Consider the following 20,979-nt stretch of genomic DNA (forward strand, 5'->3'; position numbering starts at 1 on the left):
CCGCCTCAGCACAACCCTTCCCGATGCATCAATCCCGTGAACCTGAAACACGTTCTTAGCCAGATCCAACCCAATCGTGCTAATCTTCGTCATGGACGGCCCCCTTGTCTGGTTCGACTCAGCATCGCCAGTCTGGCACATCGATGCCGTTCGGGGGCCGTCCACCCCATCATTGCGAGCGCAGCGAAGCAATCCATCTCGCGGCATAACGGATGCATGGATTGCTTCGCTGCGCTCGCAATGACGTGGAGAGACGGACACGCAGAAGAGCTAGGCCCGCACCGCGGCGATTTCACCCGCGAGTCGGCTATAATCGGCCCAGACCAGATTTAAAAATAGCGGCGGCTCCTGCGCGGCTTGCAGCATCTGCGCGTAGCGCGCCTTCGCGCCGTCCATCTCCCACCATCGCTGCGCCGATATCACAACCTTGCGAAAATGATTGAGCGTTCCCGAAAATTGTCGGCGGTCGGCACCGGCAAGACCGGCGCAATGATTGAGCCAGTTGAATCCGGCGATGACGGCAATCGCCAGATCGTTCATGGTATCGCCGGAGAACTCGATCACCGTCTCTTCGTGCGGCCGGTGCCGAAGATAGACGTCCAGTATCGCGGCTTGCGAGTCCGGCTCGGCGAGCAGCTTGAATTCGCCCCTCGGCACCATCAAGAGATAGCGGAAAGCTTCCAGCCGCGTGTGATCGCAGACCGTCTGCTTGTCGGCGCCCGTATCCGGCGATTTCCGCTTGCAGGCCGGATAGACCCAGTTTCCGTTGTCGGCCTCGTCGAGATATTGTTTGCTCTGCTTCTCGATGTCAGCCAGCAGCGCATGCGCAGCATCTGGCGTCGCTGGGGCTCGTCCGAATAGCTTGGCATGCCAGCTCATGACCCCTCATTTGATTCAAAGGCTCGTCTAGCCCGCGAGTTCCGCACGCGGCATTTACTTGACGTTGTTCTACGTTCGCACGAGAATTCGGCATGGGGCAACCATGGAGTGAACGCCATGAAACAGCCAAGCCTCAGAAAAGCTGCGCTCGCGGTCTCCGTCTTCACATGCGCTACCATGCTCTCGTTTGACTGGAGCGAACAAAGGAGCGCTTCGCTATCTATCGAGCGCGCGCAGGCACAGACGGTTGATCCGTTGACCCCGGCGCCGCGCGTTACCCGGCGGCAGGCGCGGCGGGCCGCGGCCGGCGCGGCTGCCGTGGGCGCCGGTGCTGCCGCAGCCGGAGCGACTGCCGCGTACTACGGCAGCGGTCCCTACGCCTACTACCGCGGCAACGGTCCCTACGGCTATTATGGCGGCCCGGGCATATGGAGCCAGGACTACGCAACGCGCAACGGCATCATCTGCCAGCCCGGCACAATGGTCCGCCTGGACGACGGCCTGATGCACAGGTGCCAGTAAGCGAATTAATCGAGAAGGGCGGCAGGGCCGCCCTTCTCGTTCGCAACCCTATTGAGAAAATTCGTAGCCCGGATGGAGCGCAGCGCAATCCGGGATCAATCCCATCCGCGGATAGACCTATCCCGGATTTCGCGGAGCCTGTCATCGGGCGCGCATTCGCGCGACCCGTTGGCTGCATCCGGGCTACGGTGACTTGCCGTAAGCTTCCCGCATCTTGGCCTGGATCTTCGCCATGCCCGCGATCCAGCGGTCGTAATTCTCGGTCTTCTTGCGCATGTAGCCGAGCACCTGCGGGTGCGGCAGGATCACGAAGGTTTCCGCTTCCAGCCCCTTCAGCACGTCCTGCGCCACCTGCTCTGGCGAGAGATCGCCGTCGCCGGATTGCGGGCCCTTGGGGATCGAGCGCAGCATGTTGGTATCGACGCCTTGCGGGCACAGGATCGAGACCTTGATGTTGTCGGCCTTGTGCGAGATCGCGAGATTCTCGGCAAAGCCCACGGCAGCATGCTTGGTGGTCGAATAGGCCGGGCTGCCGACCTGCGACAGCAGGCCTGCCGCCGAGATCGTGTTGAGGAAATAGCCGCCGCCGCGCGCCTTCATGCGCGGGATCAAATGGCGCGCCGCATAGACATGGGCCATGACATGAACGGCCCAGCTTCGCTGCCACGGTTCGTCGGAGTTTCCGCCGGCATTCACCGACAGTGGATCGAAACCGCCGCCGATGCCGGCATTGGAGCAGAACAGCGCAATCGGGCCGAATTGATGCTCGGTCTCCTCGATGACGTGATAGACGTCCTTCTCCTTTCCGACATCGCATTTGAAGGCCGCCCCACCGATCGGCGTGGCGACGGCTCGCGCGCCATCGGGGTCGATATCGGCGACAACAACCTTGGCGGCGCCTGCACGATGGAAGGCCTCGCACATCGCCTTGCCGATGCCGTTGGCGCCGCCGGTGACAACCACGACTTTGCCTGTCACCTGCATCGCCGCTCTCTCCCTTTGTAATGATCCTTACGTCAGGATCATCATATCGAGAATAGCCGTATAATGGCAGGCGGCGCCGAGCAAGACGAAGCCGTGCCAGATCGCGTTCTGGAAGCGCAACCGCTGCCAGGCATGGAAGATCACCCCAAGGCTATAGAGCACGCCACCCGCCACCAAAAAGCCCAGCGCCAGTGGCGGCACCGCCTTCACCACGGCGTCGTAAAGCGTGACGCCGCTCCAGCCCAACGCGAGATAAAGACCGACGGCCAAACGGTCGTATCGCCCCGGCAGCGCCAGTTTCAGCACCACGCCGGCGATCGCAATGCACCACACCCCGATCAGCAGCGCGATCGCGAGATAGCTGTCCCTCAGCTCCACGATGAACGGGGTATAGGTTGCGGCGATCAGGAGATAGATTGCGGAATGATCGAAGCGCCGCAGCACCCATTTGGCGCGCGATACCGGCCAGAGATTATAGATTGCCGACAAGGTCAGCATCGCGAGCAGGCCTGTGACATAGACCGACACCACGGTAATTTCGAACGCACCGGCATAGACCGCCGTCAGCACGATCAGGGTGGTGGCGGCGATAAGCCCGAAACAGACGCCGACGATATGTACGACGCCATCGGCGATCAGCTCGGCGCGGTCGTAGTTCCAATGCATAGCGCCCGCCGCCGCATGGATCGATGTCGATGCGAATTGCTTCAGTTTGAATATGGTCATGCAGGCCCGTAGAAGCTGGTGAGGAGCGATTAAGACATGGGCGTTCCAAGGTCAACGAACCGTCGGCGCCGCCGGCCTCAAGGCTGTCGTCATGCGCTTTGGCGAACGATGCCAGTATCCCATCGTCGTGGCATTTTCGTGCTCCTGGTAACCGCTGGATATCCCGGGAGGATCCCCCTCGTCAGCCGATCACAAGCGCTTGATTTCGGCCCGCCAATCGCCACTTCTCCGGTAATTGCACACCAACGCCTCTCTCGAGCTCTCCGCCCGTATGCCTCCCGGTTTTTCAGATATCATTGAGGAAGCGCGCCTGTCGGCGCGGGCACTGCTGGATTACGGCGACAGTTTCTTCAATCCCACCGTACGGCTCGGCGTCACCGGCCTGTCGCGCGCCGGCAAGACGGTGTTCATCACGGCGCTGATCCACGGCCTGACCCGCGGCGGCAGGTTTCCGGTCTTCGAGCCGTATGCCTCGGGGCGGATCGCGCGCGCCCGGCTCGAGCCGCAGCCGGACGACGCGGTGCCGCGGTTCGATTACGAGAACCACGTCCGCACCCTGATCGAGGAACGGCGCTGGCCGAACTCGACCACTGACATCTCCGAACTGCGCCTCGTCATCGATTACCAGCGACAGAATGGCGCGGACCGCACGCTCACCATCGACATCGTCGATTACCCCGGCGAATGGCTGCTCGACCTGCCGCTGCTCAACAGGAGTTTTGAGCAATGGTCGGCCGAAAGCCTTGCGCTGTCGCGCGAGGGTCCACGCGCAAAGCTCGCCGCGCCGTGGCACGAGCATCTGGCGACGCTTCAGCCCGAAGAGCGCGAGAACGAGCAGGCGACGCTCGCCGCCGCGAAACTTTTCACCGATTATCTGCGCGCCTGCCGCGACGAACGTTTTGCCATGAGCCTGCTGCCGCCCGGGCGTTTCCTGATGCCCGGCAACCTCGCAGGATCGCCGGCGCTGACCTTCGCCCCGCTCGACGTGCCCATTGACGGCACCGCGCCCGACGGTTCGCTGTGGGCGATGATGCGGCGGCGCTATGAGGCCTACAAGGACGTCGTGGTACGTCCGTTCTTCCGCGATCATTTTGCGCGGCTCGACCGGCAGATCGTGCTGGTCGATGCGCTCGCGGCCTTCAATGCCGGGCCCGAAGCGCTGCACGATCTCGAAGCCGCGCTTGCCGGCATTCTCGATTGCTTCCGGATCGGCCGCAGCACCATCCTGAGCAGCCTGTTTCGTCCGCGGATCGACCGGATTCTGTTTGCCGCCACCAAGGCCGATCATCTGCACCATTCCAGCCATGACCGGCTGGAAGCCGTGCTGCGGCGCGCCGTCGCCAAGGCGGCCGACCGCGCCGAATACGCCGGTGCCGCCATCGACGTGGTCGCGCTATCAGCGGTACGCGCCACGCGCGAGGCAATGGTTGCGCGCGGCCGGGAGAAGCTGCCGTCGATCCTCGGCACGCCCGCATCGGGCGAGGCCGCCAATGGCGATACCTTCGATGGCGAGACCGAAGTGGCGACCTTTCCGGGTGATCTCCCCGCCGATCCCGAAGAGCTGTTCAAGGGCGGCTTTCGCGGCCTTTCCAGCATACCGTCCGAAAGCGCCGACTTCCGCTTCCTGCGCTTCCGGCCGCCGCTGCTGGAGCGCACCGGCAAGGACGACCCCGCGCTACCTCACATCCGCCTCGACCGCGTCCTTCAGTTCCTGATCGGAGACCGACTGCAATGAGCGAGAAAACGCCGCATCGGCGGCCGGCGACATTCAAGCTCGGCGACCCCGGCGTCATCGTGATAGATCCGGAGGAGACCGGCCGCCCTGCCCGCGGTACGGTGCAGATCACGCCGGAGGCAGATCCCGCAACGCTACCTGTACCGCTCGATGCGCCCCGTGCCCCGCTGCGCCGCGGCTTTCGCTGGAGCGCACTGTTCTGGTCGGCTGTCGGCGGGCTGGTGCTGCTCGGTCTCGGGCTCGGCGTCGTCAACCTGATCGAGGATCTGTTCGCGCGCAGCCAGACATTGGGCTACGTCGCGCTGGCATTTGCGGTGGCAGCCGGACTGGCGCTGACCGTCGTCATCGCGCGCGAAGCGTTCGGCCTGGCGCGGCTGGCGGCGATCGAAAAGCTGCACCAGCGCGCCGCCGAGGTGCTGCGCAACGACGACCGCGCCGAGAGCCGGGCCGTCGTCAACGACCTGCTCAAGCTCGCGCATCAAAACCCGCAACTGGCGCGCGCCCGCGCCACGCTGGCAGGCCACGCCGACGACATCATCGACGGCGCCGACATGATCAAGCTGGCCGAGCGCGAACTGATGGCGCCGCTCGATGAAGAGGCACGCCGGCTGGTTTCAACGGCCGCGCAGCGCGTTTCGGTCGTGACCGCGGTGAGCCCGCGCGCGCTGATCGACGTGCTGTTCGTCTTCGTCGCCGCGATGCGCTTGATCCGACAACTGGCGCGGCTCTATGGCGGTCGTCCCGGCACGCTCGGCATGCTCAGCCTGTTGCGCCATGTCATCGGCCATCTCGCCATCACCGGCGGCATGGCGGTGGGCGACAGCCTGGTGCAGCAGATGCTCGGCCACGGCATCGCCGCAAAACTCTCGCAACGGCTCGGCGAGGGCGTGCTCAACGGCCTGCTCACGGCACGGCTGGGATTAGCCGCGATCGACGTCACACGCCCCTTGCCATTCACCGCACTACCGCGGCCCGCGCTCTCTGATCTCGCCAAGGATTTGCTGAGCAAGCGCGAGGACGAGGCGTGAGGTTCGATTCCGCTAGGGAGCGCCGCTGAATCGAACCGACGAAAAGCAAGACGAAATTTCAGACAGTTATCCCGCAGCCCTTGATCGGTCTTGCACACTTAGTTGCCCACCACGGCGCCGGAAGACCTTCTCAGTTCGCGCGTCAACGAGCTATCGAAAGTTGGGGGCGTGGGCACACAAGCCAGAGGCGTTGGCGACCGTCCGTTTTGGTTCGCATAGCAGACTTAAGTCGGGCGTCATGCCACGTCCGGAAAGTGCCCACAACGGAAGTGGCCCTCTCACTCGATCACCCCGTCGGCGAGCGCGAGATCCGTCGGTGGGATCGTGAGGGTGAGCGTCATTCTCTGGGAGTCCTCACGGGCTCGCTCCGGGGGTTAATCCGCGGGTTCCAGCGCTTCCTGGGCCAAAAAAGCGTGTCTCGCCCCATGGGGTGGGGTAAACTGGCTTTCTCATTCTGGTGCGACGGTCTGATCCGCGAGCGGCTCGACCGACGGCGCACGGCTAACGGAGCGGCCGACGTGGCGGCGGCTATATAGCCAGTGGATGAGTGCGGCCAAGCGTGCGTGTGAACGCCATGGATATTTGTGCCTGGCTGCGCGGCCTCGGCCTGGAACGCTATGAGAAGGCATTCCGGGAAAACGCGATCGATGAGGCAATCCTGCCCAAGCTGACCGCCGAGGACCTCAGAGACCTCGGTGTGACGGCGGTCGGCCATCGCCGTATTCTCCTCGATGCGATCGCCACGTTGCGAGCCGCAACTGTTGGCGACATGGCCGAATATTCGGTCAAGCCTGATCGCTCCGCCGGCAGGGCTCCCGAAGCCGAGCGCCGCCAGCTAACGGTCATGTTCGTCGACCTCATCGGTTCCACGGCATTATCTGCGCGGCTCGATCCGGAAGAACTGCGCGACATCATCGGCACATATCACCGTCGTTGCGCCGAGGTAATCACCAGGTCCGGTGGCTTTGTTGCCAAGTATCTTGGTGACGGCGTGCTAGCTTATTTCGGTTACCCGCAGGCTCATGAGCAGGACGCCGAACAAGCGGTGCGCGCGGGCCTCGCGTTGATCGAAGCCGTGGCCAAGCTCGATGCGGGCCAGGCGACCTCATTACGGGTGCGTGTCGGTATTGCCACGGGTCTCGTCGTCGTCGGTGATCTGCTCGGTGAGGGCGCCGCCCAGGAACAATCGGTCATTGGTGAGACCCCTAACCTTGCGGCACGGCTACAGGGTCTTGCCGAACCGAACTCGGTTGTCATCGCAGACAACACGCGCCGCCTGCTTGGCGGCCTGTTTGATTATTGCGATCTGGGCACAATGCCGATCGCGGGAATTGACTATCCGGTGCAGGTCTGGCGGGTCGTGGGCGCGAGCCTGGTCGGCAGCCGGTTCGAGGCCCTACGCGCCGCCAGCTCGCCGTTGATTGGTCGCGAGGAAGAGATCGCATTGTTGACGCGCCGTTGGGAGCGGGCCAAGGCCGGCGACGGTTCCGTCGTCCTGATCGCAGGCGAGCCGGGCATCGGCAAGTCGCGCATTGCCCAAACCCTACTGGAGCAGTTGGGCGGGGAGCCGCACACGCGGTTGCGTTATTTCTGCTCGCCGCATCATCAGCACAGTGCGCTTTATCCCAGCATCACCCAGCTCGAGCAGGCGGCCGGATTTCGACGCGAGGATACGGCCGAGACCCGCTTGAATAAGCTTATTGCGGTGCTGGCTCTGGCCAACCAGGAGCTGAGCGAAGCCGTCCCGCTCTTGGCGGACTTGCTGTCGATACCGACCGGCGACCGCTACCCGCCGCTCAATTTCACGCCGCAGAAGCGCAAAGAGAAAACGCTTCAGGTGCAACTTGCGCAGGTCGAAGGACTCGCGGCGCAGCAGCCGCTGCTGATGCTATGGGAAGACATCCACTGGAGCGACCCCACCACGCTGGAGTCGCTGGATCTGCTCATCGACCGCGCCGCGACGCTGCGAGTCCTGATAATTCTCACGTTTCGACCGGAGTTCACGCCGCGCTGGGTTGGCCGTCCGCACGTGACATTGCTCAGTCTCAGCCGCTTGCCACCTCGGCACCGCGCCGAGATGATCGCGCACGTAACCGGAGGCAAGACATTGCCCAAGGAAATTGCCGATCAGATCATTGATCGGACGGATGGCGTGCCGTTATTCATCGAGGAGCTGACCAAGTCTGTCCTCGAGAGCGGATGGATAACCGATGCCGGCGACCACTACGCCATGACCGGGCCGGTGGTTCCTTTGGCGATCCCAACGACGCTCCAGGCCTCGCTTCTCGCCCGGCTCGATCGATTGGCGCCCACGCGAGAAGTGGTGCAGATCGCAGCGACGCTGGGGCGTCAATTTTCCCACGAGTTGATCAGTGCCGTCGCCGAAATGCCGCAACCGCGGCTGGAAGGCGCTTTGGAGCAGCTCATGCGCGCCGAGCTGGTGTTCCGACGCGGGACGCCGCCTGATGCCACGTACACCTTTAAGCACGCGCTGGTGCAGGACGCTGCCTACAGCACCTTGCTCCGCCCCCGACGGCAGCAACTGCATGGCCGTATTGCCATCACGCTGGAACGCCAGTTTCCGGAGATTGCAGCGGCTCAACCTGAGCTTATGGCGCAGCATTGTGCCATGGCGGGCCTCGTTGAACAGGCAATCGAGTATTGGGGCAAGGCTGGGCACTTGGCGGTCCAACGTTCGACCATGGCCGAGGCCGCTGCGCACTTTGGCAAGGCGCTCGAGTTGCTCGCTAGCCTGCCGAAAAGTCCGCAGCGACGGTCCAGCGAACTTTCTCTTCAGCTCGCGCTTGCCGGGGCCCTGGTGGCGGCCAAGGGATGGGCCTCGCCTGAGGCCGGTGAAGCGTATGCCCGTGCCCGCGAGCTGTGCCGTGAGGCCCCGGAGGGGGCCCAGCTTCTGAGCGCCCTGAACGGCGCCTGGTCGTTCTTGCTCAATCGCGCGGAGATCCGCGCCGCTCATCAGCTGGCGGACGAATTAGCGGTGCTTTCCGAACGCCGAAATGACCGCGACACCCAGCTGATCACACACAAGTGCCTGGGCGTCAGCCATATGTATCGCGCCGAATTCAATCGTGCGCTCCACCATCTGAGGCAGGCGCTCAACTTCTATGATCAGACTGAGCACCGACCTCCGAGGCTGACGCCCCATGACATCTACGTTAACTGCGAGAGCTTCGCCGCCTTCGCACTTCTGCTGCTAGGACAAGCGGATCAGGCGCTGGCGCAAAGCCGACGCGCGCTGGCTTGGGCGCGCGAGCTGTCGCAGCCTTATACATTGGCGTTCGCTCTGCACGTCAACTGTAGATTTCACCAACTCCGCGGCGACGCAGCGATCCTTGAGGAGCGAGCCGAGGAGCTGGTGGCACTGGCCACCGTGCAAGGTTTTCCCAACTTCGTGGGATCAGGAACCTGTTTCCAAGCATGGGCCATGCTCGCGGTGGGAGGATCTATCGAGGAGGCCATCAGCAGGATGCGGTGGGGTCTGGCGACGAAGCGGGCGACGGGTGAAGAGATCGCGATGCCTTATTATCTTGGTCTTCTGGCGGAAGCGCACAGACGAGTGGACCGAACCGCCGACGGGATGAGCCTGTTAAATGATGCCCTCGAGCTGGTCGAGCGAACCGACGAGCGGTGGTACGAGGCGGAGCTGTATCGGCTGATGGCCGAGGCGCTAATCACCAAGTCGGATCGACGCGATGCCGAGCGCTGGCTGCGCCGCGCGCTTCAAACAGCGCAGAAACAGGGGGCGAGGTTTTGGGAAGTGCGCGCCGCCACCAGCCTAGCCCGCCTCTGGCGCGATCAAGGCAAGCGCACCGACGCCCGAGACCTGCTTGCGCCGATCTACGGCAGCTTCACCGAAGGCTTCGATACACCCGACCTCAAAGAGGCCACCGCGCTACTTGCTGAGTTGGCCTAGTAAGGCACGGTTAGCCTACGGCTCGGACGCTTACTGGTGAGGTGTCCGCAAGGCCCAACCTGTCACCCGTCATCGCAGGACACGTATGCTGCATCTACCAACTGATGTGACCCGTTCCGATGGCCCGAACGATGTAGTGGCGCGCAGATTCGAACTCTGATCCCCGGATTTGGTGTCCAGTCAAGGTTCGGACCGTCTTGGTCTGCGACTTCTGCTCCGGGTCATTCTCAGACTTCGACGTGCGCAGTCACGAGGTCCGCTTTGCCCTCTGGACCAGACATCGTGGACGCTTGACGCTCGGGTGTTGGCGGAATGACATCCGCCCCTGTTGCACAGTTTGTTGCACACAAAGTGCGGCAAGCAAATTCAAGAAGACGAAGATTCCAAAATGATATCGGCTTTCAAGCATCAAGCCGAAGTTGAAGTCGCGCCGTAGGGAGCGCGAGTCATTTATTTGGGTGGGAAGATTTAGGTGGGAAGACCTAGCTCTTCCGTAATTGCCTCCCTACCCGCGTTAGTTGCTCAGCTCACCTAATCAACCTAAGGAATTAGATTTCTCAAGTTCCATAGCTTAGCATCGTCTCGAAGTCGTTTGTTAATAATTGCTTTTTTGGGGCCTCATTGGGAATGGGCACAGCGCCTCAGCGCTCAGCTCTCTTGGCATTGGTTTCAGCCTGGACACGATCGTGGTTCTGGCTCCTGTGCACAGACCTTTATCCCGCGCTGGCTGCGGCGGCTCTGCCGTGGTCTACCACCGCAGTGGTTGTGTTTATGTCCGTCTGGATCGTCGTCTTGCTACCGACGATAGACTACGACGCATTCGTCAAAGTCCTGGCTCATCCGGCTGCGCTTTTGCCTGTTGGGCTAGCCGGGTTGGCGATCCTTGGAATGCTATGGGCAGACGATACGTGGAGCGCGAGGATTCAAGGGGTAAGCCCCGTTGCAAAGCTCCTGGTAATTCCATTACTGCTTTTTCACTTTCAGCGGTCTAAGCGCGGACATTGGGTTTTCCTGGCCTTTCTCGCGTCCTGCTCGATGCTGGCAGCGACATCGTGGGTCCTGTATTTCTTGCCGGACTTAACTGTCGCAGCAGGCAAACCTCTGGGCGTTCCGGTTAGAAACTACATCGATCAAACTCAGGAATTTTCCCTCTGCATCTTTGCATTGGCGGCAGTCGTGGTCGGCCTCGTAGCGAAAGGACGCCACGCAATGGCTCTGGCATGTACGGCCCTGCTGCTCACCTTTTTTCTTAACATGACGTTTGTCGTGGTAGCGCGAACCGCGGTGATATATATCCCGGTGCTGGCAGCGCTGTTTGCGATAAAATTCCTCAGCGCGAGAGCCGCGATCTCCCTACTTGTTCTTGGAGGACTGGCTAGCGGGCTGATCTGGTCAACATCGCCGTACCTCCGCTGGCGCGTCGAACGGACCGTTCATGATTTCAAACTAGCCCGTGATACTGACATAGCTACCTCGAATGGGGAGCGTCTGGCATATTGGCGAACTTCGATCGATGTGATCGCCAAGTCACCAATTGTCGGGCACGGCACTGGATCAACCAAGGAAATTTTCAAGGCGGCAGCGGAGGGCAAGAGCGGGGAATGGGCGAACTCCGTCCGCAATCCTCATAATCAAATACTCTACGTATCGATACAATGGGGTCTAATCGGCAGCATAGTGCTCCTGGCAATGTGGTATTTCCACCTAGCGCTATTCTCTGCGACCACGCTGATCGGGTGGGTCGGACTAATTGTCGTGGTGCAAAATTTTCTGAGTTCAATGCTTAACTCGCACTTATTCGACTTCCACGAAGGTTGGATTTATGTGCTTGGTGTTGGCGTCGCAGGCGGGTACGCGATTCGCCAGAAGGCCGATAATTTCTATTCCTTAGGGCAGCGATCGTCACCTTGAGGTGCAGGGAGCCGGAAAATGGAAACAGCGATCTGGATCGTTCTTGGAATCGGGATCCTCTATTTGGTTGTTCGTTTGTCACTGTCTCTGCTCTTCAGGCGTGAGCGCTACAAGTAATTGCGGTGCCTTGGCCGCAAAGAAGGGAGGCGGCTTTAGGTGGTTGGTGAGCCAGCTGAGCAAGGGCGACGATGAGGCGTGAGGTTCGACTTCGTAGGTGGGCAAAGGCGCACTTGCGCCGTGCCCACCATCTCTCGGCAGACCGCTACCGTAAATGGTGAGCACGCTTTCCGCCTTCGCTCGTTGAGCTACGGCGGACAAGTCGCTTTACCCGCCTTATGGACTGCAAGCTGATTTGCGGCGCGCAAAAGCGGAATTTCAATGCGCGGCTGCGACAAATCAACACGACGGGCAAATCACTTCTGATTTTCCGAAATGATGTCAAGCCCAGGAAATACAAAGAATCAAAAATATTCCGCTTAACTTGTAGAGCAAATCATCTGCATAACTCGCTCGTCTCACCCGATTGAGGGGCGGCTCGCGATCGTCACGAACGTGCGGTGGGATGCGATGGACGCTGAATGCGCAAGACGTAGGCGCAGGAGGCGTACGGCGAAGTCGTGTGGTTCTGGCGCCGCGGTGCTGGCGTTAAGTCCTTTGGAAGCGAAGCTTCTCGGGGGCGACGGTGGCAAGAAAGCCGTTCACCGGGAAGAGCACGAAGTAAGCCGTAAAGCCATTGCGCAGGGAAGGCCGGGATGCTCCCGCTGTACCTGTATGCTCGTGTGCACTTTTGTTTGCGCAAATCGCACGCGAGACCGCGGGTGCAGCAAGCACCCGGTCTTCCCTGCGCCCTCTGAATGAGAGGGCGGCAAGTTCTAAAGGCAAAACTCGCGCGAATGATGCGGCGAGATCGCGAACGCACATTCAACTGTCATCACCCGCCAACGGGTCGCGCGAATGCGCGCCCGATGACAGGCTCCAGCGGGTGATCCAGTATTCCAGAGACGTCAGTGATTGCACCGAGAAGCCGCAGCGTACTGGATCCCCCGCATACGCGGGGGATGACGACCTCACGAGAGGCTGGCATCAAACCGCATCATCCCCGCCAGCACGCGCCAGCGGAACAGCGGCGAATCCGGCGCCGGCGAGAGTTCGGGCGTCCAGCCGGTGAGTTTTTCCAGCGCATAGGTATCCATCACCATCCCGCGCCAGACGCGCTCGACCCGCTCCAGCGGCTGCCGCTTCGCGGTGGTGAGATTCCACAGCGGCAGGCGGTGGTCCGGCTCGCGGGCGACATAGAGGCCGGCACGATCCTTGATCAGATTCATTCCGGGATCGCGAAAGCCTTGAAACCGTCCACGCTCGTTGATCTGGATGACCGGCACCTGCCCTTGGAAATGCCAGCGCAGCATTGCATAGGTGCGATAATCCGACGTCGCGATCCAGCTCGCGCCGGTCTTCTGCAGCTGCTCGCGGGCGCGGGCCGCGACCTGCTCATAGCCGGCCTCGCCGCCGACGGGATCGGTCCTGCCGATAAGATTCCAGGGCGCCGCGACGTAATAGAAGAACACGCCGACCACGAAAGCGATGCCGGAGATAACGGCCACCCTCGCCCACCGGAACGTCGATTGGACCATCCATTCCGGAAATCCCTCGCGCGGCAGCATGACGAGGTTGATGGCGGTCGCGGCAAAGCCGGCGGGCCACAGGAACATCGGCCAGGTATCGCCGACGCGGAGCGTCAGCGACTTCCAGAGGAAATAGAGGAACGGCACCAGCACGGCGGTCGACAGCAGGATCGCGACCGGCTCGCGCGTGCGATAGCCGCGCCACGCCGTCAGCGTGACGCCGGAGAGCACGACCGGCAGCAGCACGAAGCCGACGAGCCCGAACTGCAGGCCGATGAATTCGCCAACGGTGCGCAGCGACAGTTGGTGGGTCGCGACCGCGCGCACGAACTGGAAACGGAACGAGGCCCAGTCATGTTGCGCGTTCCAGATCAAGACTGGCGAGAACACGATCACCGCGATCAGCGCTGCCCGCCATGGATACTGGCTGAGCAGCCAGCGCCGCCGCCAGTCCGGTACCAGCACAAATGCGATCACCGCCGGCAGCAGCATGATCGCGGTGAACTTCGACAGCAGCGCCAGTCCTGCAAACAGTCCCGCGGCAAGCCACCAGCGCGGGTTGCCGCTCTCGTTGAGCCGCACCAGCGCCCACAGCATCGCGACCGCAAACGGGATCATCGCTGTGTCGGGCGCGACTTTCGCCATCAGCAGTCCGTAATACAGCGCTGCTTCCGGCAACAGCACCGCAAAGATGACGGCACGCACATCATGCGTCACGCGCCGGACGATGTCGGCGAGCAGAAGCTGCGTGATCAGCATCGCGACGATGCCGCCGAACCGCACGCCGAGATTGGTGTCGCCGAAAATCGCGGTGCCGAACCGGATCAGCCAGGCGATACCGGGCGGATGATCGAGAAAAGCGAGCGCGCTCTCCTTCGACCAGGTCCAGTAATAGGCCTCGTCGGTACGCAGATCGAGCACGCTTGCATAGACAAGGCGCATCACCGTCAATGCGGCAATCAGCAGCGCCACGGCAAGCCATGGCGGCGTGGCGGAACTAGCTTTGCTTGTATGGGGCTGGGTGATCGGCACGGCGCTTTCTCCTCGACTGTGCCGGGAGTGTCAACGAGCCGTGAGCAAAAATCCCTACGGTCGTCCCTGCGAATCCAGGGATCCATAACCACCGATCGGGGTAGTGAAAATGGCTTGGACCACAGCGCCGTCGAGAGGCCGTGGAGTCCCTGCTTTCGCAGGGACGACCGGAGATGGTATTCACCGTATGAATTACTCGCTACCATCGCCCGATATTGACCCCATGGATCGCATGGCTACCCTTTCCCGAGAACAGATCACGACCTTCGTCCGGAGCATCAGCCTCCGGCAGGTCCGCCTTGCCACGGGCGTGATCCTGTTCGCTTATCTGGTCAGCCATTTCCTCAACCATGCGCTCGGCAACATCTCGCTGGAAGCGTTGGCGACCGGCGTCCATCTTCACATGACGTTCTGGCAATTCCTGCCCATCACGATCCTGTTCTACACGGCATGCCTGGTGCACACGGCGCTCGGCATCTGGGCCCTCTACGAACGCCGGCAATTCCGCTGGAGGGCGATCGAGCCGCTGCAGCTTGCGCTCGGCCTCAGTGTCCCGATGCTGATCATCGCCCATATCGTCGGCGTGCGGCTCGGCCAGACGCTGTTCGGGCATGAGAAGCTCTATCCGCAGGTGCTGTTCCTGTACTGGATCTGGGCGCCGTGGCGGATCTGGATGATGCTCGCGGTGATGATCATCGCCTGGGTCCATGGCTGCATCGGGCTGTATCTGTGGCTGCGCATGCGGGCGTTCTACAAGCGCACCGCGCCGTTCCTGCTCGCCGCGGCGGTGCTGATTCCAACGCTTTCCATGCTCGGCTTCTATCAGAGCGGGCGCATGGTGATTAACAATGACAGCGCCGAATGGCGGGCGCAAACCCAGTCGGAGCGCCAGATCGGCACCCGGGCCGAGGCGCAGGCGCTCGAACGCATCACCGACTACTTCCTGTTCGGCTATTTCGGCCTGATCGGTATCGCGCTGGTGGCGAGAGGCGTGCGCGCGATCAACGAGCGTCGCCGCGGCATGATCAGCCTTTCCTACGGCAACGGGCGCACCGTCCGTGTGCCGAAGGGCCTGAGTGTACTCGAGGCGAGCCTGCGCAACAACGTGCCGCATGCCAGCGTGTGCGGCGGCCGCGCCCGGTGCTCGACCTGCCGCATCCGCATCATCGGCGACTGCTCTGTGCTGCCGGAGCCGTCGCAGCGCGAGGCGTTCGTGCTTAGCCGGGTCGGCACGTCGGATCCATCCATCCGCCTCGCCTGTCAGTTACGGCCGCCGACCGATCTTTCATTCTTTCAACTCTTCCTGCCGCACACCTCCGCCGACGGCCACGAGTCGAACCCGACGCGGATCGGTCAGGAGCGCTATCTCGTCAGCCTGTTCGTGGACATGCGCGGCTCGACCAAGCTCGCGGAAAAGCGCCTGCCGTTCGACACCGTCTTCATCGTCAATAGATTCCTTGGCGCGGTGTCGCAGGCGGTGCTCGAGAGCGGCGGCATGCCGAACCAGTTCGTCGGCGACGGCATGCTGGCGCTGTTCGGGCTTTCGACCACCCGCCAGAACGCCTGCCGCCAGGCGTTGCGCGCGGCGGCGATGATCGCCGCCAATGTCGACGAGTTGAATAAATTTCTCGAACATGATTTGCGCGAGCCGATCCGCTTCGGCATCGGCATCAATGGCGGCGAAGTGATCGTCGGCGATATCGGCTACCGTGATCACATGGTGTTCACCGCGCTCGGCGACGCCGTCAACGTCGCAGCGCGGCTGCAGGACATGACCAAGAGCCTTGCATGCGAAGTCGTCATCTCGGACGAAGTTCGCGCAACGGCCGGACTCGATGCCGACGCGCTGCCGCAGCATGAAGTCGAGATCCGCGGGCGCAACGAGCCGATGATCGTACGCAGCGTGACCGATGCGCGGATGCTACCGGCGCTGGTTAACGAAGAGCAAAGCGCCGCTGCGTGAAATCGCTCCGGCAATGGTGGTTCGAAGCGCAGGTAATGTTCTTTCACACCTGAACAATCGTTCAGAAAATTGTCGGCGAAGGCGGCGCAGCCATACCGAAGGCGCGTCGCCGCCTCCCTTCAGGCGGAAGGATGGCGTCAACGCCGCGGATCGATCCACTCGCCAAAAATTGAAATTGCCGGCCGTCCCGGCCGCGTCAAATGGGCGCGAAACCGGCAAAACGGCGGGAATCGGCTGGGAATGGGGGCTTTTTTGCCGAAACGGCCGGTCCGTTTACGCTACCCAGCCTGCCCCAACCCGCGTATCCTGATGATACGGGCATGCCGGTTAGTGCGGGGACCGGCGGCTCGTTTATTTTTTTGATTCCGCGGAGACGACGTGAATGGCTAAAGGTACGGTGAAGTGGTTCAATCCGACCAAGGGATACGGATTCATCCAGCCCTCAAGCGGCGGCAAGGACGTGTTCGTTCATATTTCGGCAGTTGAGAAAGCTGGGCTTTCGACGCTCAATGAAGGGCAGACCGTCGAGTACGAAGAGATCGCCAACCGCGGCAAGACTTCGGCCGAGAACCTCAAGGTTTAGCGCGACCGCGCAATCGGCAACGGCGCACTCTCGGACCTAAATCCGGGAGTAGGGCTTAAGAAACTTTTCGAAAACTGTGAGCGTTCGGCGGAGCGGGCACCGCCTCTGCACGCACGATGGTCAGATCGTTGCGCGAAAAACCGGCCGCTCAATCTTCTGTGACCCACTTCTGAACCGTCATCACGTCGGGTGGCTGCAGGTAGCCGCGCGGCCAGAGATCGACGACCCATTCGACCTTGGTGGCGCGATCGACCAGCACCGCGGTATTGTGCGGCGTCTGCAACACCAGCGTATTGCCGCGATAACGCGGGTCGCCGATCGCATGATGCTTCAATAGACCCCACTCCTGCAGCACCAGCAGCAGGCTGGTCGTGTTGCGCGTCGTGTCCCAGCAATCGTAATTGTGCTTGTCGTCGAAGTAGCGGAAATCAGCCTTCGCCACGCGCTTGTTGGTGCCGATGATCGGTCCCATGCGGCGGTCGAACCACACCACCGCCTTCTGCACCGCGGCGCGTTCGGCCGCGGCCGAGGCGCGGCCTGCTTGCATGATCTGCGTCAGCGCGCTGCGGTCGGCGGCCGTGAAATCGAGGATCTCGCGGCGCCGGCAAACGAAGCCGTAGCACACGGTCATGGATTTGGCTGAAGGCGGATAGATCGAAACCGAGCTGTAGAGGTTGGCGACCTCGGCACTCATCTCGATCGCTCTCGCCGGCAGCGCTGCAAGCGGCGCAGCGAGGAGCACGCCAAGCACGGCCGCGAAACTGTTCCGCGTTCGGCTTCCCGGTATCGGCGGGGCGGCGTCTCTCATGATCCCTGCTGTTCCCAAGCGACGGCGTGCCTGACGATTAGCGCGGCTCCTGCACCCTGCCAACCAGCAAGCCCGCGATTCCGTGGATCAGGCCGCGGAAATTCCGGCCGCTGTGTTTTCCATGCGCCAGTTGGTTCCGCCGGCGCCGCCATACCTGGCGCAATTGAGGGGACTTGCGGCCCTGTTCCGCCCATCCTGGCCCCGCTAGACTGGCCGAAGCCAAGAGAAATCCCATGCTGATTCCTCCGTCGCCGCTACTGCCCTTCAGCGCGCCCTACGCGCCCGATGACCGTACGATGGCTGTCCGCCTGCTCCAGGCCGCGCGACTGGATGCGGCGCAGGAACGGCGCATCGATCGCACGGCGACTGCGCTGATCGAGGCCATCAGAGCCAATGACGATCCGCTCGGCGGGGTCGAGGATATGCTGCGCGAGTTCGCGCTGTCGACCAAGGAGGGACTGGCGCTGATGGTGCTGGCCGAAGCGCTGTTGCGGGTCCCGGACGCCCGCACCGCCGACCAGTTCATCGAGGACAAGCTGGCCCAGGGCGATTTCGTCCACCACGAGACGAAATCGAGCGCCTTCCTGGTCAACGCCTCGGCGTGGGCGCTCGGCATGTCGGCCCGCGTGATCCAACCCGGGGAGACCCCGCAGGGCACCATCGGCCGGCTGACCAAGCGGCTGGGCGCACCGGCCGTGCGGGCCGCAACGCGGCAGGCGATGCGCCTGATGGGCAATCATTTCGTGCTCGGCGAGACCATCGAGGCGGCGCTGTCGCGGGCGCAACCGCGTTCTGCGCGCCAGCAACGCTACTCCTTCGACATGCTCGGCGAAGGCGCCCGCACCGCCGATGACGCCGCGCGCTATTTCGATTCCTATGCCAGCGCCATCGAGGCGATCGGCCGCACGGCCGATGACCACCCCCTGCCCGACCGGCCCGGTATTTCGGTCAAGCTCTCCGCGTTGCATCCGCGCTTCGAGGCCATAAGCCGCGCGCGGGTGATGGACGAACTGGTCCCGCGGCTGATCGATCTCGCCAGGCAAGCGAAATCCTACGACCTCAATTTCACTGTCGATGCCGAGGAAGCGGACCGGCTGGAATTGTCGCTTGATGTGATCTCAGCGGCATTCGTTGATCCTTCGCTGGCCGGCTGGGATGGATTTGGTCTCGCAGTTCAGGCCTATCAAAAGCGCGCCGCTGATGTGATCAACTACGTCGATCGTCTCGCACGCAGCCTCGACCGCAAAATGATGGTGCGGCTGGTCAAGGGCGCCTATTGGGACACCGAGATCAAGCGCGCGCAGGAACGCGGTCTCGACGGCTATCCCGTGTTCACCCGCAAGGCGATGACGGACCTGAACTACATTGCCTGCGCAAAACAATTGCTGGCGCTGCGGCCACGGATATTTCCACAGTTCGCCACCCACAATGCGCTCACCGTCGCAACCATCCTCGAACTGGCAACGGAGCAGAGCGGATACGAATTCCAGCGCCTGCACGGCATGGGCGAGGCGCTCTATGCAAAGCTCGGCGAAGACCGTCCCGATATCGCCCATCGCACCTACGCGCCGGTCGGCAGCCACCGCGACCTCCTTGCCTATCTGGTGCGGCGATTGCTGGAGAACGGCGCCAATTCGTCATTCGTCGCGCTCGCCGCCGACGAGGCGGTGCCGATCTCGCACTTGCTGCGTCGCCCGGCCGACATCATCGGCAGCGCCGACAATGCCAGACATCCGAACATTCCGTTGCCGCGCGACCTCTATGGGCCGCAACGAAAGAACTCCCGCGGAATCGAATTCGGTGAACGCGCGGCATTGAGCAAACTCGTCTCGGCCATCGCTGCGGAACGACTGCCCGCATCCGGAAGCATTGCGGATGCAACGGAGGTGGAGGCGAATGCGGCGGTATCGGCCGCACGCGCCGGCTTCATGAATTGGAGCAGAACGTCGGCCGGAACCCGCGCTGCCGTGCTGAAAAAGGCCGCTGATCTGCTGGAAGCGCGCGCGGCGCATTTCATCGCGCTGCTGCAACGAGAGGGCCGAAAGACGCTGGACGATTCGGTATCGGAAGTCCGCGAAGCCGTGGACTTCTGCCGCTATTATGCGGTGCAGGGACGCGAGCTGTTTGGCGAAGGCAAGCCGCTGCCGGGGCCGACCGGCGAGAGCAATGTACTTCGCCTGCGCGGCCGCGGCGTCTTCGTCGCGATCTCGCCGTGGAATTTTCCACTGGCGATATTCCTTGGACAGGTTACGGCGGCATTGATGGCGGGCAACGCGGTTGTTGCCAAGCCGGCCGAGCAGACGCCGCTGATTGGCGCTGAAGCCATCAGGCTGTTGCACAAAGCCGGCGTCCCGTCATCAGCGCTGCATCTGATGGCCGGCGACGGCCGGATCGGCGGCGCGCTGGTGGCGCATCCCGGTATCGCCGGCGTTGTCTTCACCGGCTCGACAGAAGTGGCGCGCACGATCAATCGCGCGCTCGCTGCCAAGGACGGGCCAATCGTGCCGCTGATCGCGGAAACCGGCGGCATCAATGCGATGGTTGTCGACGCTACCGCCCTCCCCGAACAGGTCGCCGACGACGTCGTGACGTCAGCATTCCGCTCCGCCGGCCAGCGCTGCTCGGCGCTGCGGCTGTTATTCCTGCAGGACGACGTCGCCGATCGCATGATTGAGATGATCGCGGGTGCAGCCCGCGAACTCGTTATCGGCGACCCCTGCGATCCAGCCACGCATATCGGACCGGTGATCGACGCCGAGGCCAAGCAGCGGCTGGACGCGCATATCGGGCGCATGAAGCAGGAGGCCCGGATGCACTTTGCGGGTCAGGCACCACAAGGCAATTACGTCGCGCCGCATATTTTCGAACTGTCCGATGCCGGCCAGCTCACGGAAGAAGTGTTCGGCCCGGTGCTGCACGTGGTGCGCTACCGCGCCGACCGGTTCGACCAGGTGCTGCGATCGATCGAGCATTCGGGCTACGGGCTCACACTCGGCATCCATTCCCGGATCGACGATACCGTGGAAGACACGATCGAGCGCCTGCAGGTCGGCAACATCTATGTCAACCGCAACATGATCGGCGCCGTGGTCGGCGTGCAGCCGTTCGGCGGCCACGGGCTATCCGGCACCGGGCCCAAGGCGGGCGGGCCGCATTATCTGGCGCGGTTTGCAACCGAGCAGACGGTGACCATCAATACGGCGGCTGCCGGCGGAAATGCAGCACTGATGTCTGGCAGCGAGTAGTTGCATC

General features: G+C 62.5%; 13 protein-coding genes. 8 read left to right on the forward strand and 5 right to left on the reverse strand.

Translation table 11 applies throughout. The features are described 5' to 3' along the window. Nucleotides 1–270: 270 nt before the first annotated feature. Complete coding sequence (locus tag IVA95_RS33490; protein ID WP_247514388.1) at nt 271–879, reverse strand: hypothetical protein; 609 nt, start codon at nt 877–879, stop codon at nt 271–273. A 117-nt stretch (nt 880–996) separates the two neighbouring features. Here IVA95_RS33490 and IVA95_RS33495 point away from each other — a divergent pair, with 117 nt between their 5' ends. Beyond that, complete coding sequence (locus IVA95_RS33495; RefSeq protein ID WP_247514389.1) at nt 997–1,401, forward strand: hypothetical protein; 405 nt, start codon at nt 997–999, stop codon at nt 1,399–1,401. A gap of 183 nt (nt 1,402–1,584) precedes the next feature. On the opposite strand, the gene IVA95_RS33500 is transcribed toward IVA95_RS33495, so the two are convergent. Then, a complete protein-coding gene (locus tag IVA95_RS33500) occupies nt 1,585–2,385 on the reverse strand; it encodes an SDR family oxidoreductase (RefSeq protein WP_247514390.1) in 801 nt (266 codons plus the stop codon). 27 nt (nt 2,386–2,412) lie between these two features. Continuing rightward, on the reverse strand, nt 2,413–3,111 hold the full coding sequence (locus IVA95_RS33505) for a hemolysin III family protein (RefSeq protein ID WP_247514391.1): 699 nt from the start codon (nt 3,109–3,111) through the stop codon (nt 2,413–2,415). A 271-nt stretch (nt 3,112–3,382) separates the two neighbouring features. Here IVA95_RS33505 and IVA95_RS33510 point away from each other — a divergent pair, with 271 nt between their 5' ends. From IVA95_RS33510 to IVA95_RS33525, 4 genes are all read left to right on the forward strand, one after another. Further along, entirely contained in the window at nt 3,383–4,846 is a 1,464-nt protein-coding gene (locus IVA95_RS33510) for a YcjX family protein (RefSeq protein ID WP_247514392.1), read from the forward strand. Then, nucleotides 4,843–5,874, forward strand: a complete 1,032-nt coding sequence (locus tag IVA95_RS33515) for a TIGR01620 family protein (protein ID WP_247514393.1) — start codon at nt 4,843–4,845, stop codon at nt 5,872–5,874. The genes IVA95_RS33510 and IVA95_RS33515 overlap by 4 nt, the downstream gene beginning before the upstream one ends. Before the next feature lie 559 nt (nt 5,875–6,433). Continuing rightward, the gene (locus tag IVA95_RS33520; protein ID WP_247514394.1) at nt 6,434–9,805 is read left to right on the forward strand and encodes an adenylate/guanylate cyclase domain-containing protein; all 3,372 of its coding nucleotides are present in this window, start codon (nt 6,434–6,436) and stop codon (nt 9,803–9,805) included. Between the two features lie 771 nt (nt 9,806–10,576). Further along, nucleotides 10,577–11,716: an O-antigen ligase family protein gene (locus tag IVA95_RS33525; protein WP_247514395.1), complete on the forward strand. Its 1,140-nt coding sequence runs from the start codon at nt 10,577–10,579 to the stop codon at nt 11,714–11,716. 1,067 nt (nt 11,717–12,783) lie between these two features. Here IVA95_RS33525 and IVA95_RS33530 read toward each other — a convergent pair. Further along, the gene (locus tag IVA95_RS33530) at nt 12,784–14,283 is read right to left on the reverse strand and encodes a glycosyltransferase family 39 protein (protein ID WP_247514499.1); all 1,500 of its coding nucleotides are present in this window, start codon (nt 14,281–14,283) and stop codon (nt 12,784–12,786) included. Between the two features lie 322 nt (nt 14,284–14,605). Between IVA95_RS33530 and IVA95_RS33535 the strand changes: the two genes are divergently transcribed. Both IVA95_RS33535 and IVA95_RS33540 read left to right on the forward strand, forming a co-directional pair. Beyond that, complete coding sequence (locus tag IVA95_RS33535; protein ID WP_247514396.1) at nt 14,606–16,336, forward strand: adenylate/guanylate cyclase domain-containing protein; 1,731 nt, start codon at nt 14,606–14,608, stop codon at nt 16,334–16,336. 382 nt (nt 16,337–16,718) lie between these two features. Then, complete coding sequence (locus IVA95_RS33540; protein ID WP_028351035.1) at nt 16,719–16,919, forward strand: cold-shock protein; 201 nt, start codon at nt 16,719–16,721, stop codon at nt 16,917–16,919. 148 nt (nt 16,920–17,067) lie between these two features. On the opposite strand, the gene IVA95_RS33545 is transcribed toward IVA95_RS33540, so the two are convergent. Next, the gene (locus tag IVA95_RS33545; protein WP_247514397.1) at nt 17,068–17,727 is read right to left on the reverse strand and encodes a hypothetical protein; all 660 of its coding nucleotides are present in this window, start codon (nt 17,725–17,727) and stop codon (nt 17,068–17,070) included. 233 nt (nt 17,728–17,960) lie between these two features. Here IVA95_RS33545 and putA point away from each other — a divergent pair, with 233 nt between their 5' ends. Continuing rightward, nucleotides 17,961–20,972 (forward strand): bifunctional proline dehydrogenase/L-glutamate gamma-semialdehyde dehydrogenase PutA, encoded by a 3,012-nt coding sequence (putA, locus tag IVA95_RS33550; protein ID WP_247514398.1) that lies wholly within the window; start codon nt 17,961–17,963, stop codon nt 20,970–20,972. Nucleotides 20,973–20,979 lie beyond the last annotated feature (7 nt).

The organism is Bradyrhizobium sp. 157, assembly GCF_023073815.1.
In the GTDB taxonomy this organism is placed as follows: Bacteria; Pseudomonadota; Alphaproteobacteria; order Rhizobiales; family Xanthobacteraceae; genus Bradyrhizobium.

What these genes read in the sequence shown, in the direction of transcription:
- IVA95_RS33490 (WP_247514388.1), bottom strand. Translation starts at nt 879, where the DNA reads ATGAGCTGGCATGCCAAGCTATTCGGACGAGCCCCAGCGACGCCAGAT.
- IVA95_RS33495 (WP_247514389.1), top strand. Translation starts at nt 997, where the DNA reads ATGAAACAGCCAAGCCTCAGAAAAGCTGCGCTCGCGGTCTCCGTCTTC.
- IVA95_RS33500 (WP_247514390.1), bottom strand. Translation starts at nt 2,385, where the DNA reads ATGCAGGTGACAGGCAAAGTCGTGGTTGTCACCGGCGGCGCCAACGGC.
- IVA95_RS33505 (WP_247514391.1), bottom strand. Translation starts at nt 3,111, where the DNA reads ATGACCATATTCAAACTGAAGCAATTCGCATCGACATCGATCCATGCG.
- IVA95_RS33510 (WP_247514392.1), top strand. Translation starts at nt 3,383, where the DNA reads ATGCCTCCCGGTTTTTCAGATATCATTGAGGAAGCGCGCCTGTCGGCG.
- IVA95_RS33515 (WP_247514393.1), top strand. Translation starts at nt 4,843, where the DNA reads ATGAGCGAGAAAACGCCGCATCGGCGGCCGGCGACATTCAAGCTCGGC.
- IVA95_RS33525 (WP_247514395.1), top strand. Translation starts at nt 10,577, where the DNA reads ATGTCCGTCTGGATCGTCGTCTTGCTACCGACGATAGACTACGACGCA.
- IVA95_RS33530 (WP_247514499.1), bottom strand. Translation starts at nt 14,283, where the DNA reads ATGCGCCTTGTCTATGCAAGCGTGCTCGATCTGCGTACCGACGAGGCC.
- IVA95_RS33535 (WP_247514396.1), top strand. Translation starts at nt 14,606, where the DNA reads ATGGCTACCCTTTCCCGAGAACAGATCACGACCTTCGTCCGGAGCATC.
- IVA95_RS33540 (WP_028351035.1), top strand. Translation starts at nt 16,719, where the DNA reads ATGGCTAAAGGTACGGTGAAGTGGTTCAATCCGACCAAGGGATACGGA.
- IVA95_RS33545 (WP_247514397.1), bottom strand. Translation starts at nt 17,727, where the DNA reads ATGAGAGACGCCGCCCCGCCGATACCGGGAAGCCGAACGCGGAACAGT.
- putA (WP_247514398.1), top strand. Translation starts at nt 17,961, where the DNA reads ATGCTGATTCCTCCGTCGCCGCTACTGCCCTTCAGCGCGCCCTACGCG.